This is a genomic window from Haloferax gibbonsii (assembly GCF_001190965.1).
Lineage (GTDB): Archaea > Halobacteriota > Halobacteria > Halobacteriales > Haloferacaceae > Haloferax > Haloferax gibbonsii.
The window spans coordinates 2,151,914-2,165,552 of record NZ_CP011947.1; the positions used below are offsets into that span (position 1 = coordinate 2,151,914).

Below are 13,639 nucleotides of genomic sequence, written 5' to 3' on the forward strand. Positions count from 1 at the left end.
CCGTTCGGGGTTACCCCGTCGCGAGCCGACACGGAACCGTCAGGGGATTGCGGCAATCCGTGCGACTTATCCCGGTTGCGGGCCGGCGACCCGCAACGAGACGGTTCCGGTGGCGTCGACGACGACGCTCGCGGGGCCGCGTGGCGGGCACGACCACCACGTTCCCGACACCGCCGCCCCGGTTTCGAGGCTCGCCGACACGGCGTTCGCTCCGGAGGTCGTCACGGGGACGAGTTCCCGGACTTCGCCGGGGTCGAGGGCGAGCACGCGGTTGAACGACTCGTCGCCGCTCGCGGCGTCGACCCGGAGCGAGAGTCGGTGGGGTTCGTCGTCACGGTTGGCGATTGTGAGCGTCGTGTTCGCCGGCCCACAGCCCGTCGCTCCGCTCGACACGTCGACGTACTTCGTCGGCTCGTCGGGCACCGGCCACTCCGTCTCGACGCGTCGCTCGTCGGTCTCGACGGCGACGCGGTAGTCCCCGCTTCGGTACGTCACCGGAATCGACAGCCGCGCCCCCGACGGGACGCGGTACGCCTGGTCGACGAGCGCCGTGTCGCCGAGGTCGATGCGGAGCCGAGCGGTCGTCTCGGGGCCGGGGTTCTCCACGACGACGCCCGCGGGTGCGTACCATCGCGAGGAGCCGTCGCCGACGAGCGGGAGGTCGATTCTCGGCCCGTCGTCGGGGGTCGCCGCCGCGAGCGAGCACTCTCCCCGGGCGTCGCACGAGACGGTCCGCCAGAACTCCGCTCCCCCCCGTCCGAGGACGACCTCCAACCCTTCGAACGCCGCGTCGACGGTCCACGTCGAGCGGGCCCGCAGGCCGGTGTCCGTCTCGACGAGCACCGCCGTCTCCCCGGACGGGACCGCCACCGACAGCCCGGCCCGCTCGCCGGGCAGCAGGTCGCGGTTCTCGAAGAACACGTCGCGGTCGCCGCGGACGCCGACGACGGTCGTGAACACCGGGTTCGGCGTCGGGTTCCAGAGCGTCAGCGACCGCTCCACGCGCGCTTCGGTCGTCGGCGTCTCGGTCGGCGCGTCCGTCCCCTCCTCGGGGGTCGGCGTCTCCGTCTCGCCCTCGGGCGTCCCGCACCCGGCGAGTCCGGCGAGGCCGCCCGCGAGAAGCGAGAGGAGCGTGCGGCGCTCCATGGGCCACCTACGGGCGCGACGCATATGAACGTCTGTCGCTGCGGTACCGCGTTCGGCCGCGGCGGCACGGTCGCACCCCCGACCTCCAAAACAGCTATTTCGTCGGCGGTCAGTCGTTTCCACGAACCAGATGGGACTCGACAGCTTTCTCGGTGCGATTGACGCCGCGAGTCGGTCGCTTTCGGTGGTCAATCGCTCGGCTCCCGACCCCGTCCAGCGGATGCTCGAAACCACGTTCGCCGACCAGCCGGTCGGCGTCGACGAACTGTCCGACGACGCGCACGGCGACGACGTGGTCGTGCTCACCGAGCAGACGTCCGAGGGGCGGACGGTCGTCGCGACCTCGCCGCTGGAGGACGTGATGAACACCGTCCTCCTCGTGAACTCCGACCTCTACAAGACGGGGCAGACGAAGCTCGACGAGTTCGAACTCCCGTCGGTGCTCACGCGGCTCGACGACGTGCCCTTCTCCCTCCGCGGCTACCCCGAATCGGACAAGGAGAAACTGCTGCTCGTGGCGCTTTCGCGGTACATCGAGCGCCACGCGTGGCGCGCCGGCGACGGGAGACTCCGGTCGTCGTTCCAGCGGCTCTCCCGAATCGAAGACGAGCGCGGGACGCGGGCGGTCTACCAGAAGGTCGCCGCGACGGACGTGCAGACCCACGTCTACGGGATTCCGGACTGGACGCCACCGTTCAACTCCGAACTCATGAGCCACGGGGGCTACACCGAGGACTTCTGCGACTCGTGGTTCGTGGTCTACACGCCGCCGGACGGCGGATTGGACGGAGCGACCGGAACCGGCGGTGCGGCCGACGGGGAGAAGGCGGGTGACGAGCGGGGCATCGACGGCGTGACCCCGGGCCACCCCGTCGCTCTCCTCGCGCTCGAGACCGAACCGAAGCGCTGGGAGGGCTACTGGACGTTCCGACCGTCGCTCGTCGCCGACATCGACCGGTACATCTCGCGGAACATGTGAGGGTCGGCGGCCGCCGCCGCCCGCCGCCGAAGCCAGACGAAGCCGCTTTACGCGCCCGTCCGATACGGGTATCCAATGAGTAAGCCGAGCCCCGAGGTCTACGAGCGGGGACGCGGGATGGACGCGCACAACAAGGTGATGCGCGACATCCGTTCGCGGAAGCAGAAGACCTACGACCCCCACGAGCCCACCCGGGTGTGGATAGACGAGGACAACACGCCCGACGGCGTCTACGACTCGCTGACGATTATCCTCAACACCGGCGGCTGCCGGTGGGCGCGCGCCGGCGGCTGTACCATGTGCGGCTACGTCGCCGAGTCCGTCGAGGGCGGTACCGTCGCCCACGAGGCGCTGATGGACCAGATTCAGGTCTGTCTCGACCACGAGGCCGAAGAGATGGACGACGGCGAGAAAGCGGGCCTCATCAAGATTTACACCTCCGGCTCGTTCCTCGACGAGCGCGAGGTGCCCGCCGAGACCCGCGACGCCATCGCCGAGACGTTCGCCGACCGCGACCGCATGGTCGTCGAGTCGCTCCCAGACTTCGTCACGCGCGAGAAGCTCGCGGACTTCACCGACCGCGGCCTCGAAACCGACGTGGCAGTCGGTCTCGAAACCGCCACCGACCGCGTCCGCCACGACTGCGTGAACAAGTACTTCGACTTCGCCGACTTCGAGGACGCCTGCGAGGAGGCCGCCGCGGCCGGCGGCGGCGTCAAGGCGTACCTCCTGATGAAGCCGCCGTTCCTCTCGGAACCCGAGGCGCTCGACGACATGAAGTCGTCCATCCGCCGGTGTGCGGCGGTCGACAACTGCCACACCGTCTCGATGAACCCGACGAACGTCCAGCGCTACACGATGGTCGACGAGCTGTTCTTCAACGGCGGCTACCGCCCGCCGTGGCTCTGGTCGGTCGCCGACGCGCTCCGAGAGACGGCCGACGTGGACGCCATCGTCGTCTCCGACCCCGTCGGCGGCGGCCAAGAGCGCGGCGCGCACAACTGCGGCGACTGCGACGAACTCGTGTTCAAGGCGGTCAAGGACTTCAACCTCCGGCAGGACCCGACCGTCTTCGACCAGGTGTCCTGCGACTGCGAGGCGACGTGGGAGTTCGTCCTCGGCAACGAGACGAGCTACAACATGCCGCTGGTCAAGTAGGTCGGCGCGTTCCGTCGCACACTTGGGCTCACGCTGCACCGCCGGTCTCACGCCGCTCGCGCGGGCGAACGACCCCGTCCCGGACCGGGTCGTCACCCGCCGGCATCTCCGACCGTTCGTCCAGTATCCAGGCTCGTTTTCTCCCATTCGACCGCGTTAGGGGGCGCTATGCGAAAGTAACTGCCTCCTAACCGTCGGATAGGATATTCGTATCAAAGAGGGTGTGAGTCGTTGTCATATTCGGTGGTTCGGACGTGTCCATCCGAACCGCCCGCCATCATGACGAAACACACGTACAAGACCGTCTACTACGCGGATGGGTGGTTCGAGATTCGCGAAGAGGAGAACGCCGAGGCGTGGATCGCCACGGACGCTCCCTGCGCTCTCGCCCCATAGCACGCGGTACGCGGGTCGGAAACCTCGACACTCCAACATCGCTCATCGTGTACGCCGCCACGTTCGCCAACCGACCCCGTATCGCCCGCCACCGCGGCGGACGGTCCTTTTATACTATCCCTCGAAGCCCGCCAGCACGCCCCGACCGTCGGTGTTGCCGAGTTGCGGCAGCGACGCCCGCTCGGGGTGCGGCATCAGCACCGCGACGGACTCGCTGTCGCCGAGGACGCCCGCGACGTTCCCGAGCGAGCCGTTGGGGTTCGCCTCGTCGGTGACGTTTCCGTCCTCGTCGCAGTAGCGGAAGAGAATCCGGTCGTCGGCTTCGAGCTCCTCGTAGCGCTCCGCGTCGAGTTCGAAGCGTCCCTCGCCGTGGGCGATGGGGAGTTCGATGACCTCGCCTTCCTCGTACGCCGCGGTCCAGCGGGTGTCCGCGTTCTCGACGCGGAGGTAGACGTGTTCGCACTGGAAGCGGGCGCTCGCGTTCGTCGTGAACGCGCCGGGGGTGAGCCCGGACTCGCAACCGATCTGCGCGCCGTTGCAGACGCCGAGGACGGGGACGCCCTCCGCGGCCGCCTCGCGGACCGACTTCATGATGGGCGAGCGGGCGGCCATCGCGCCGCCGCGCAGGTAGTCGCCGTACGAGAAGCCGCCGGGGAGGACGATGCCCGTCGTCTCCTCGGGGAGGGGGTCTTCGTGCCAGACGCGCTCGGCCTCGAAGCCGAGGTCCGAAAGCGCGCGCACGGCGTCGCGGTCGCAGTTCGAACCGCCGAACTGCACGACTGCGATCATCTCAGGCCTCGACGACCGCGACCTCGTAGTCGTGGATGGTCGGGTTCGCCAGCAAGCGTTCTGCCATCTCGTCGGCGCGGGCCTCGGCCTCGTCGGCGTCGGCCGCGTCGAGGTCGACTTCGTACCGTTCGGTAAAGCGCAGCGCGTCGAGTTCGAACCCGAGTCGTTCCAGCGCGCGCTTCGTGGTCTCCGCCTCGGGGTCGAGCACGCCACGCTTGAGGCGCACCGTCACCGTCGCGGTGTAGGTGGTCATCAGGTGGCGATGCGTGGTGATGTGCAAAAACGGTTTTGGGTCGTGTTTGTTATACACGAATGTGACTACAAACGCGAGGGCCGGCGGCTACGGGGCCGGAGAGCGTTCTACGCCGTGTACTTCGAGTCCCTCGCCGATGGTGAGCGTAAGTGTCTCGTCTTCGACCTCGAAGTCGATGGCGGCGCGCAACGGGTCGTCCGCGAGGACGGAGAGCGTGGGTTTGTCGTGCCACGCGGTTCCCCAGAGGAACGGTTGAGAGAGGTCCACGCCGTGGTCGTAGTAGAACGAGACGACTGCGGGGTGGTCGAGGTACGCCATGCCGATGCCGGTGACGATTTTCTCGCGACAGCGCGCACAGCCGTAGACCGCTTGGGGCTCCTCGAAGACGTCGTCGGTCCGGGGGTCGTCCGCTCCTACCGAGAGGTGCGGTTCCATCCGGCCCTGACAACTCATGCAGAAGCCGCGTCGCGCCTGCGCGAGTAGCGACCCGACGTACCGGTCTGCGACTTCGGGGAGGTCGGCGTCGTCGTAGCCCTCCAGCACTCCCGGCGGGATACCGGCGTCAAGAAACGTCCTGTCGCAGTCGGTGCACCTGACGGTGACGCGTTCGTCGACGTAGGTCGCCTCGACCCGTCCGTCGCACGTCGAACAGCGATGGTCGACCGGAATCGCGCCGATGTCGTCGCCGCGGGTGTACGCGCCGGCGAGGATGGCACCGACGACGGCCCACCCGGCGAGGCGAATCTCGTACCCCTCCTCGGACTTCTTGACGAACCGGCCGGTGAGTTTGCCGAGGTGGTAGTTGAACCGGCCGCTGTCGGCAACGCCGACGCGGTCGCGCAACTCGGAGAAACTGAGCGGCTCGCGCGGCGAGGCGGCGAGCGCCCGGACGATTGCGAGTCGCGTCTCGTCGGCGAGAAGCGAGAAGGCGTCCTCGGCGTCGCCGTCGGGGTCGGCGGCGAGGGTGAAGTCGGAACCGGGCATGCCCGGCGGTACGGCGCCGGCCGAGATAACTGAGTCGTCCGCGGCGGGCGTGTCAGGTTTCGCACCCCGGTATATTCGAGCAGTACCCGAGAAATAATTACTTTGTAACGAAGTAAATAATAATTACATACATGATATATGATAATAATTTTTATGCCGTCGATGAGACGCTATCCCACGCATGGCAATCGAGTTCGCACAGAGTCCGCTCTTGACGTTCGTCGTCGGACTCGCGTTGGTCGTGTTGCTACTGGTCGTCTTGGACCTCCCGGCGTTCGTCGGCTTGGCGATAGCCGCGTTCGCGGTCGGCCTCGTCAACGCGGCGTTCGTCCCCGACTTCGCGCTCGCCGATGCGGCGACGAGAACGGCGACGGCGTTCGGCAACGGGATGGCCGGCATCGGGATTCCCATCCTGATGGCCGCCATCATCGGGAAGTCGATGCTCGAAAGCGGCTCCGCCCAGCGCATCGTCCGCTCCTTCCAGTCGCTCGTCGGGAGAGAAAACAGCGACATCGCGCTGTGGGGGAGCAGTACGGTGCTCGCCATCCCCGTGTTCTTCGACAGCGTGTTCTACCTCATGGCCCCCCTCGCGCGGTCGATGCGGGCGCGGATGGGCGACAACTACGCGCTGTATCTCGTCGTCGTCGGGGCCGGCGCGGCGACGGCCCACGTGTTCATCCCGCCGACGCCCGGCCCGCTCGCGGTCGCCAGCGAAATCGGGGCCGACATCGGCACCACGATGCTCATCGGCGTCACCGTCGCCGTCCCGTCGGCCACCATGGGCGGCCTCGTCTACGGCCGCTGGATTAACCGTCATCTCGACATCCCTCTCCGCGACGCGATGGGAACGACCACGGACGAACTACATGAGCGCGCCCAGCGCGACGTGTCGTCGCTTCCGAGCTTCCTCGAGGCCACCGCTCCCATCGTCATCGCCGTCGCGCTCGTCGGCTCGCTCACCGTCGTCAACGCCCTCGAGGGCGTGACGGTGGCCGAACCGCTCCGGCCGTTCGTCGGGTTCGTCGTCGACAACCGCCCGTTCGTCGCGTTCATCGGCGATAAGAACGTCGCGCTCACGGTCGCCGCGCTCGCCGCGGCGTACACGTACTACCGCTGGTCCGACCTCTCGCGGTCCGAGTGGGAAGACGAACTCACCGAGGCGCTGAAAAGCGGCGGCAACATCGCGGCTATCACCTCGATGGGCGGCGCGTTCGGCGCGCTCCTCGCGGCCTCCGGAATCGGCTCGTACCTCGCCAACGGGCTCGAAGGCTTCGGCATCCCCCTTCTCGTGACCGCGTGGCTCATCGCCGCCATCGTCCGCATCGCGCAGGGCTCTGCGACCGCAGCGATGCTCACGGCCGCCGGCATCATGGCCCCGCTCACCGGTCAACTTCCGGTCCACACCGCGTATCTGGTGATGGTCATCGGCGCGGGCGGCAACATCTGCTCGTGGTACAACGACTCCGGCTTCTGGCTCGTCAAGGAAATCGGCGGCCTCACGCAGATGGAGACGCTGAAGACGTGGACCGCGCTGACGACGATTATCTCCGTGACCGGGCTCGTCGTCGTCCTCGTCGTCTCGTCGGTGCTCCCGCTGGTGTAGGCGACCTCACGCTCACGCCGGCTTTTCCTTTTTGCGGGTGATTCACGGTCGTTCCGGAGGGATTCGCTTGCGGAGAACGACAGCGGTTTACCGTTCGCCGACGCAGGACGCTATATGTTCAGCTTCGAACAGCTGGAGGTGACGGTATGACTCGCGAACTCACCGAAATCACGGTCATCGGAGGAGACAAGACCGGACTCATCGCGAACGTGACCACCCTGCTGTTCGAGCGCGGAATCAACGTCGAGGACTTAGACCAGGCGGTCCGCGAGGGAATCTTCCGGATGACCCTCCACGCCGACACCGCGGAGATGACCTGCTCCCGCGACGAACTCCGGGAGGCGCTTTCCGACCTCGGCGACGACCTCGGCGTCGACGTGCAGGTCCGGTTCCCCTCGGACCGCGAGACCCGCGAAATCGCCGTCCTCGTGACGAAGGAGTCCCACTGCCTCGAAGCGCTGTTCGAGGCGTGGGCGAACGACGACCTCGGCGCGGAGATTTCGGTCGTCATCGGCAACCACGACACGCTCGAACCGCTGGCGAGCCACTACGACGTGCCCTTCCACGACATCGGCGACCAGAAGGGCACCGCCAACGAAGAGCGCATGCTCGACCTCCTCGAACAGTACGACGTGGACCTCATCGTCCTCGCGCGCTACATGCGTATCCTCGGCCCGAACGTCGTCTTCCGCTACGAGGACCGCATCATCAACATCCATCCGTCGCTCCTCCCGTCGTTCCCCGGCGCGGCGGCCTACCGGCAGGCGAAAGAGGAAGGCGTCCGCATCGCGGGTGTCACCGCCCACTACGTGACGACCGACCTCGACCAGGGTCCCATCATCGCCCAGCGCGCCTTCGACGTGCCCGACGACGCCACCATCGAGGAGATAAAAGAGCGCGGCCAGCCGCTGGAGGCCGACGCGCTCCTCGAAGCCGTGAAGCTCCACCTCAACAACGATATCTCGGTCCACCGCGGGCGCACCAGCCTCCGCGAGAGCGCCGACCCCGAGCGCTACCAACTCGGCCTCACCCGCGAGGCGCAGGCGTCGAACCCCGACCGCCCGGTCGACGGCATCATCGACGCCCTCGGCGAGCGCGAGGCGCTCGCGCCCGAACCGTCCGAGGACTGAGCCGATTCCCAGCGGGGCGACCCCCGCCAGACCTATTTTACCGCCGCCGCGACTCGGAGCCGTGCCCGTCTCCCGCCGCTATCGCGTCGCGCTCGGCTGTTACGCGCTGTGGCTCGTTGCGACCGTCCTCCTCATCGCGCTCGGTCTCGGGAGAATGGTCAGTCGAGGCTGGCGATTCCTCGTCGGTGACGACGCGTCGTGAGAAGGGAACAGACGAAAAACGGCGTGCTCGCTCGGCGACCGACTACAGGTCCCGAACGCGCGCCACGGCGTCCTCGATGGCCGGCGCGTCGAACCAGTCGTGGTCGACGTAGGCGTTGGTGCCGGCGCAGTAGAGGTCCGCCAGCGCCTCGACGATGTCGGCGGGGAGGTGCTCGGGCTCGACCGCGCAGTTCTCGCGCCAGTTCGGCTCGCCCGTCTCGATGGCCTCGGCCTTCGCATCCTTGACGGCCTCGACCCACTCGGGCTGGACGCGCTTGTAGTACTGCCGGACGACCTCCTTCGAGACCTGCTGGCCGCCATAGGAAAACCGGTTCTCGTCGAAGGTGCCGACCACGTCGCCGACCTTGACGGTGCCGTCGTGGTACAGACACTCGATTTTGCCGTCCTCGTGGTCGAAACCGGCCTTCTCGGCGCGCTCTGTCAGCACGTGGTTCACGGCGAGCGCGAGCTCTTCGAGGCGGTCGAGGTCGACTTTCCCGGCGATGTCGTCGGCCTCCTCGCGGGAGAGATACCGGTCCTGTTCTTCGTACTTCGTGGAGAACTCCACGACCGGCTCGGGGAGGGAGACGGCCTCGTCGGGCCACTCGTCGGCGTCGAGACCGTAGTCGGCGGGCTCGCCGCGCCGCCGGAGGCTCGACCCCACCGGGACGGTGTTGCGGAAGACGATTTCCAGCGGGATGAGGTAGTTGTCGCCGGCGGCCTCGTGGTAGGCGTCGTAGTCGTACGCGCCGTCCTCGTGGGGGAGGTCGGGCACCTGCGTGAGTTCGATGGCCATCTCCGTCGGTGGCGACTCGCACTCGCCGAGCTCCTTGACCTCGCCGTCTTCGACGACGCCGAGGTAGTGGGTCGGGACGTGGTTCACGTCGAGCAGTTCGAAGTTGTACGCGCCCATGAGACAGAGGCTCGCGCCCTTGTTCGGGACGTGGTCGGGCATCTCGCCCCAGTCGAACACCGAGTAGCGGTCCGAGAAGACGAAGCGGCCCCGCCCGAGGTCGGTCGCCGTCGGCTCCTCCTCGACGCGGAAGTCCTTCACGCTGGTCATGGTCGTCCTCTGGACTCATCCCACTAAGAAGCTTCCACTTCCGTGCGTATCTCGGTCGGAGACGAGTCGAATATATGCACGAACGAGCTCACCGAACGAATCGTATCGCTTTTTCGCGGCTGTGCCCTCCGTTCGGCTATGGACGCTGCCCTCGAATCAGACGCCGCGTGGGTCGCCCGGCGACTCCGCGAGGCCGACACCGCCGTCGCCTTCACCGGCGCGGGGATGAGCACGGCCTCGGGGATTCCCGACTTCCGCGGCGACGACGGCATCTGGGAGACCGAGTTCGACCCGGCGTCGTTCCACCGCGACCGCTTCGTCAACGACCCCGCGGGGTTCTGGCGGGACCGCGTCCGCCTCCAAGAGCGCATGTTTCCCGACGGCGTCGAGCCGAACCCAGGTCACGACGCGCTTTCGGCCCTCGAATCGCGGGGCGTCCTCGACGCGGTCGTGACCCAGAACACCGACGGTCTCCACCGCGATGCCGGCTCGGACCGCGTCGTGGAACTCCACGGGAACGCCGCGGAGGTCGTCTGCGAGGACTGCGGCGCGCGAACCGACGCCGACCCGGCCTTCGAGGCGGTCCGCGCCGGCGACGCGCCGCCGACGTGCGACGACTGCGGCGGCCTGCTCAAGCCCGGCGTCGTCCTGTTCGGCGAGCGCCTCCCCCGCGTCGCCTACAGCGAGGCGAACCGTCTCGCCGGCGACGCCGACGTGTTCCTGTCGCTCGGGTCGTCGCTGACGGTCCACCCCGCGGCTGGCCTCGCCGGCCGGGCCGCCGAGGGCGGCTCGCTGGTCGTCGTCAACTTCGACGCGACGCAGTACGACGACCGCGCCGACCGGGTCGTCCGCGGGGACCTCGCGGCGTTCCTCCCCGAAGTCGAAAAACGAGTCGAACGAGTCTGAACGCGACCGCGCGGCCGACCCGTCAGGAATCGAACGGCTCGTCGTCGCGGTGGTTGTCGACGTTCTCCGTCTCGGCCGCTTCCTGTTCTCGCATCTCGTCTTCGGCGTCCGGTTCCTCGGACTCGTCCGGTCGCTCGGCGTCGACCTCCTCGGACTCCTCTGGCGACGACGCGCCGGCGTCGCCGCCGCCGTCGACCGTGACGCCGTGGCCGTCGTCGTCTTCGACGCTCGGTTCGCGGTCGGTCACGTCCGCTTCGGTGTCGTCGGACATCGGGCCGCTAGCTCACGTCGCCCGCGGCAAATAGGTGGTGGCCGAGTGCACGAGCGCCCGGCCACACCCACCAATCAATTGATACTCCCTCCCCGTCATGTCGATGCATGACTCGGTCTCCCTCGCCGGGGGCTCCGGCGGGGACGGCACCGTCCGTTCTCTTCGTCGCCCCCGACCGCACTCGGGCGGACGCCGTCGCGGCCGCGCTCGACCGCCACGACGTGTCCGTCACCGTCGAGTTCGACCTCGGTGCCGCGCTCGACCGCATCGACGACCGGACGGTCGACTGCCTCTTGGTCCCGCGGCAGTTCGGTCAACACACCGCCGCCGACGTCGTCGCGCTCGTCCGCGACCGCCATCCCGAAGTTCCGGTCGTCCTCCTCGGCCCCGACAAGGCGGGCGACGACGGTGACGGTGGCGGTGGCGATGCCGACCCGCTCGCGGCCGACGCCGCAGTGTATCGGTTTTCGGACGACGTCGACTCCATCTCCTACGACCGCCTCGCCGACCGCGTCCGGGCGGCGGTCGCCCGCTACCGAAGCTCGCAGGCCCAGCGCACCGAACGCGACATCGTCTCCCGGCTCGAACGCCGCATTCAGCGCACCGAGCGGAAGATAACGTCGCTGCACGGCGTCGCCATGCGGCTCGCGTCGGCCTCCGACGCCGACGACATCTACGAGGAGACCGTCGAGGCGGCGGAGCGCATCCTGAACCTCGACATCTGTTTCGCCTTCGAGGCCGAGGCGGACCGGTTCGTCCCGAGGGCGCAGTCGTCGACGCCGACCGACCGCGAACTCCGGCCGGTCCCGAAGGACGCGGGCGCGATGGGCGAGACGTTCCGCACCGGCGAGTCCCACCGCGCGGTCGACATGGAACTCCACGCGTTCGGCCGCCCCGAATTCGGTGACTATCGCTCGGGGCTCAGCGTCGCCATCGGCTCGTTCGGCGTGTTTCAGGCGGTCTCCGAGCAGACCGGCGCGTTCGACGAAATCGACCTCGAACTCGCGGAGCTCCTCGTCGCCCACACGAACGCGGCGCTCCAGCGGCTCAACTTCGAGCGCCGGCTTCGGGTCGAACGCGACCAGTACGCCGCCCTGTTCGAGAACAGCGCCGACTGCATCATCGACTCGGAGTTCGTCGACGGCGAGTCCGTCATCCGCGCGGTGAACCCGGCGTTCGAGGCGACGTTCGGCTACGACGAATCCGAGGTCGTCGGCCGCGCCATCGACGACGTGGTCGCACCGGACGACCGCCGCGAGGAGGCCGCGAAGCTCACCGAGATGGTCCGCGCCGGCGACTTCGTCCAGACGGAGGTGCGCAGGCGGACCGCCGACGGCGAGAAGGACTTCCTCCTGCGGTCGGTTCCGGTCGGCGAGAACACCATCTACGCGGTCTACACGGACATCACGGCGCGCCGGGACGTCGAACGCGAGGTCGAAGCACAGAACCGTCGGCTCGACGAGTTCACGAGCGTCGTCTCCCACGACCTCCGCAACCCGCTTTCGGTCGCCACGGGCCACCTTGACCTCGCCCGCGAGGAAGTCGATAACGACCACCTCGCGGCGGTGGCGCGGGCGCACGACCGGATGAACGCGCTCACCGAGGAACTGCTCGTCCTCGCGCGGCAGGGAACCGACGCGTTCGCCACGACGTCCGTGTCCCTCGCCGAGACCGCAGAGCGGTGCTGGGAGAACGTCGAAACCGGGGACGCGACGCTCGTCGTCGCGTCCGACCGGACCGTCGTCGCCGACGCGGGCCGGCTTCACCAACTGTTCGAGAACCTGATGCGGAACTCTGTAGAACACGGTTCCACGGGCAGTCGGATTCCATCCGACGACGCTGTAGAACATGGTTCTACAGGCAACCGGACTGTGTCCGGTGACGCCGTCGAGCACGGCCCCCAGAGCGAGACCGGCTCTACCGACGGCGGCGACGACGCCGAAGACGCCGCCAACGCCGAAGACGCCGTTGACGACGGGGACCGCCTCACCGTCACCGTCGGCGCGCTCGACGACGGCTTCTACGTCGAGGACGACGGCGCCGGCGTCCCGCCCGAACTCCGCTCGCGCATCTTCGACAGCGGCTTTTCGACCGGCACCGCCGGCATCGGCTTCGGACTGACAATCGTCTCGAACGTCGCCGACGCCCACGGCTGGACGGTCTCGGTCGGAGAGAGCGACGCGGGCGGCGCTCGCTTCGAGTTCACCGGCGTGGAATCCGAGCCCTGAAGCCGGGTCGAAGGGGCGTGGACGTGTTCAGGCGAACTCCTCGTGGAGGTACGCGCCGAGGTAGCCGCCGAGCGCGCCGAGGCCGACGGTGTAGACGAGGAGCAGTGCGAGGCCGAACAGCGCGACGATGACGATGCCGAGGATGCCGAGGCCGAATCCCAACTCGAACGGGGTGACGCCGATAGCGAAGATGCCGAAGAAGCCGAGGACGACGACGCCGAGGACCACGCCGACGAGACTCACGAACAGCCCGGAGACCGCGCCGGATTTCACGCCGAGTTCGCGGTCGCTTCCGGTCAGGTAGCCGGAGATTGCGCCGCCGAGGACGGTCGACCCCGGAAGCGGCGAGAGGACGATGCTGGCGACCGCGCCGACGAGCGCCGAAAACAGCAGGCTCTCGCGGTCGTCGCCGAGGGACGAGTCGGTCGTCGAAGACGGGGAGTGCTCCATGCCCGACACAACACGACGGGGCGGCCTAACGCTTTCTCCGCCGCGGCGTCCCGCGGTCGGAGTTCCGGTACCGCCCCGTTTT

General features: G+C 68.2%; 14 protein-coding genes. 7 read left to right on the forward strand and 7 right to left on the reverse strand.

Annotation, left to right across the window (positions count from 1 at the left end):
- Window positions 1-66: 66 nt before the first annotated feature.
- Window positions 67-1,146, reverse strand: a complete 1,080-nt coding sequence (locus ABY42_RS10900; protein ID WP_050459491.1) for a hypothetical protein — start codon at window positions 1,144-1,146, stop codon at window positions 67-69.
- 130 nt (window positions 1,147-1,276) lie between these two features.
- On the opposite strand from ABY42_RS10900, the gene ABY42_RS10905 reads away from it, so the two are divergent.
- Window positions 1,277-2,125, forward strand: a complete 849-nt coding sequence (locus ABY42_RS10905) for a DICT sensory domain-containing protein (protein ID WP_050459492.1) — start codon at window positions 1,277-1,279, stop codon at window positions 2,123-2,125.
- A 75-nt stretch (window positions 2,126-2,200) separates the two neighbouring features.
- Window positions 2,201-3,283 carry an archaeosine biosynthesis radical SAM protein RaSEA gene (locus ABY42_RS10910; protein ID WP_050459493.1) on the forward strand — a complete coding sequence of 361 codons (1,083 nt, stop codon included), beginning with the start codon at window positions 2,201-2,203 and terminating at the stop codon, window positions 3,281-3,283.
- A gap of 510 nt (window positions 3,284-3,793) precedes the next feature.
- Here ABY42_RS10910 and purQ read toward each other — a convergent pair.
- The 3 genes from purQ to ABY42_RS10925 form a co-directional block, all read right to left on the reverse strand.
- Window positions 3,794-4,468, reverse strand: coding sequence for a phosphoribosylformylglycinamidine synthase I (purQ, locus tag ABY42_RS10915; protein ID WP_004975659.1), 675 nt, complete (start codon window positions 4,466-4,468; stop codon window positions 3,794-3,796).
- 1 nt (window position 4,469) lies between these two features.
- Complete coding sequence (gene purS / locus ABY42_RS10920; protein WP_004975657.1) at window positions 4,470-4,721, reverse strand: phosphoribosylformylglycinamidine synthase subunit PurS; 252 nt, start codon at window positions 4,719-4,721, stop codon at window positions 4,470-4,472.
- An 87-nt stretch (window positions 4,722-4,808) separates the two neighbouring features.
- Entirely contained in the window at window positions 4,809-5,705 is an 897-nt protein-coding gene (locus ABY42_RS10925; RefSeq protein ID WP_050459494.1) for a winged helix-turn-helix domain-containing protein, read from the reverse strand.
- Window positions 5,706-5,886: 181 nt separating this feature from the next.
- Between ABY42_RS10925 and ABY42_RS10930 the strand changes: the two genes are divergently transcribed.
- The 3 genes from ABY42_RS10930 to ABY42_RS19855 all read left to right on the forward strand — a co-directional run bounded on the left by ABY42_RS10930 (window position 5,887) and on the right by ABY42_RS19855 (window position 8,640).
- Window positions 5,887-7,308 carry a GntP family permease gene (locus ABY42_RS10930; protein ID WP_050459495.1) on the forward strand — a complete coding sequence of 474 codons (1,422 nt, stop codon included), beginning with the start codon at window positions 5,887-5,889 and terminating at the stop codon, window positions 7,306-7,308.
- Window positions 7,309-7,454: 146 nt separating this feature from the next.
- Window positions 7,455-8,438, forward strand: a complete 984-nt coding sequence (locus ABY42_RS10935) for a formyltetrahydrofolate deformylase (protein WP_050459496.1) — start codon at window positions 7,455-7,457, stop codon at window positions 8,436-8,438.
- A gap of 61 nt (window positions 8,439-8,499) precedes the next feature.
- Window positions 8,500-8,640, forward strand: a complete 141-nt coding sequence (locus ABY42_RS19855) for a hypothetical protein (protein WP_197092904.1) — start codon at window positions 8,500-8,502, stop codon at window positions 8,638-8,640.
- Window positions 8,641-8,682: 42 nt separating this feature from the next.
- Here ABY42_RS19855 and ABY42_RS10940 read toward each other — a convergent pair whose 3' ends face one another.
- The gene (locus ABY42_RS10940; protein ID WP_050459497.1) at window positions 8,683-9,702 is read right to left on the reverse strand and encodes a phosphoribosylaminoimidazolesuccinocarboxamide synthase; all 1,020 of its coding nucleotides are present in this window, start codon (window positions 9,700-9,702) and stop codon (window positions 8,683-8,685) included.
- 138 nt (window positions 9,703-9,840) lie between these two features.
- On the opposite strand from ABY42_RS10940, the gene ABY42_RS10945 reads away from it, so the two are divergent.
- On the forward strand, window positions 9,841-10,608 hold the full coding sequence (locus tag ABY42_RS10945; RefSeq protein ID WP_050459498.1) for an SIR2 family NAD-dependent protein deacylase: 768 nt from the start codon (window positions 9,841-9,843) through the stop codon (window positions 10,606-10,608).
- 22 nt (window positions 10,609-10,630) lie between these two features.
- On the opposite strand, the gene ABY42_RS10950 is transcribed toward ABY42_RS10945, so the two are convergent.
- The gene (locus tag ABY42_RS10950) at window positions 10,631-10,879 is read right to left on the reverse strand and encodes a hypothetical protein (RefSeq protein ID WP_004975641.1); all 249 of its coding nucleotides are present in this window, start codon (window positions 10,877-10,879) and stop codon (window positions 10,631-10,633) included.
- A gap of 107 nt (window positions 10,880-10,986) precedes the next feature.
- On the opposite strand from ABY42_RS10950, the gene ABY42_RS10955 reads away from it, so the two are divergent.
- Entirely contained in the window at window positions 10,987-13,107 is a 2,121-nt protein-coding gene (locus ABY42_RS10955; protein ID WP_050459499.1) for an ATP-binding protein, read from the forward strand.
- Between the two features lie 27 nt (window positions 13,108-13,134).
- Here ABY42_RS10955 and ABY42_RS10960 read toward each other — a convergent pair whose 3' ends face one another.
- Window positions 13,135-13,557: a DUF5518 domain-containing protein gene (locus ABY42_RS10960; RefSeq protein WP_004975637.1), complete on the reverse strand. Its 423-nt coding sequence runs from the start codon at window positions 13,555-13,557 to the stop codon at window positions 13,135-13,137.
- Between the last annotated feature and the right edge of the window lie 82 nt (window positions 13,558-13,639).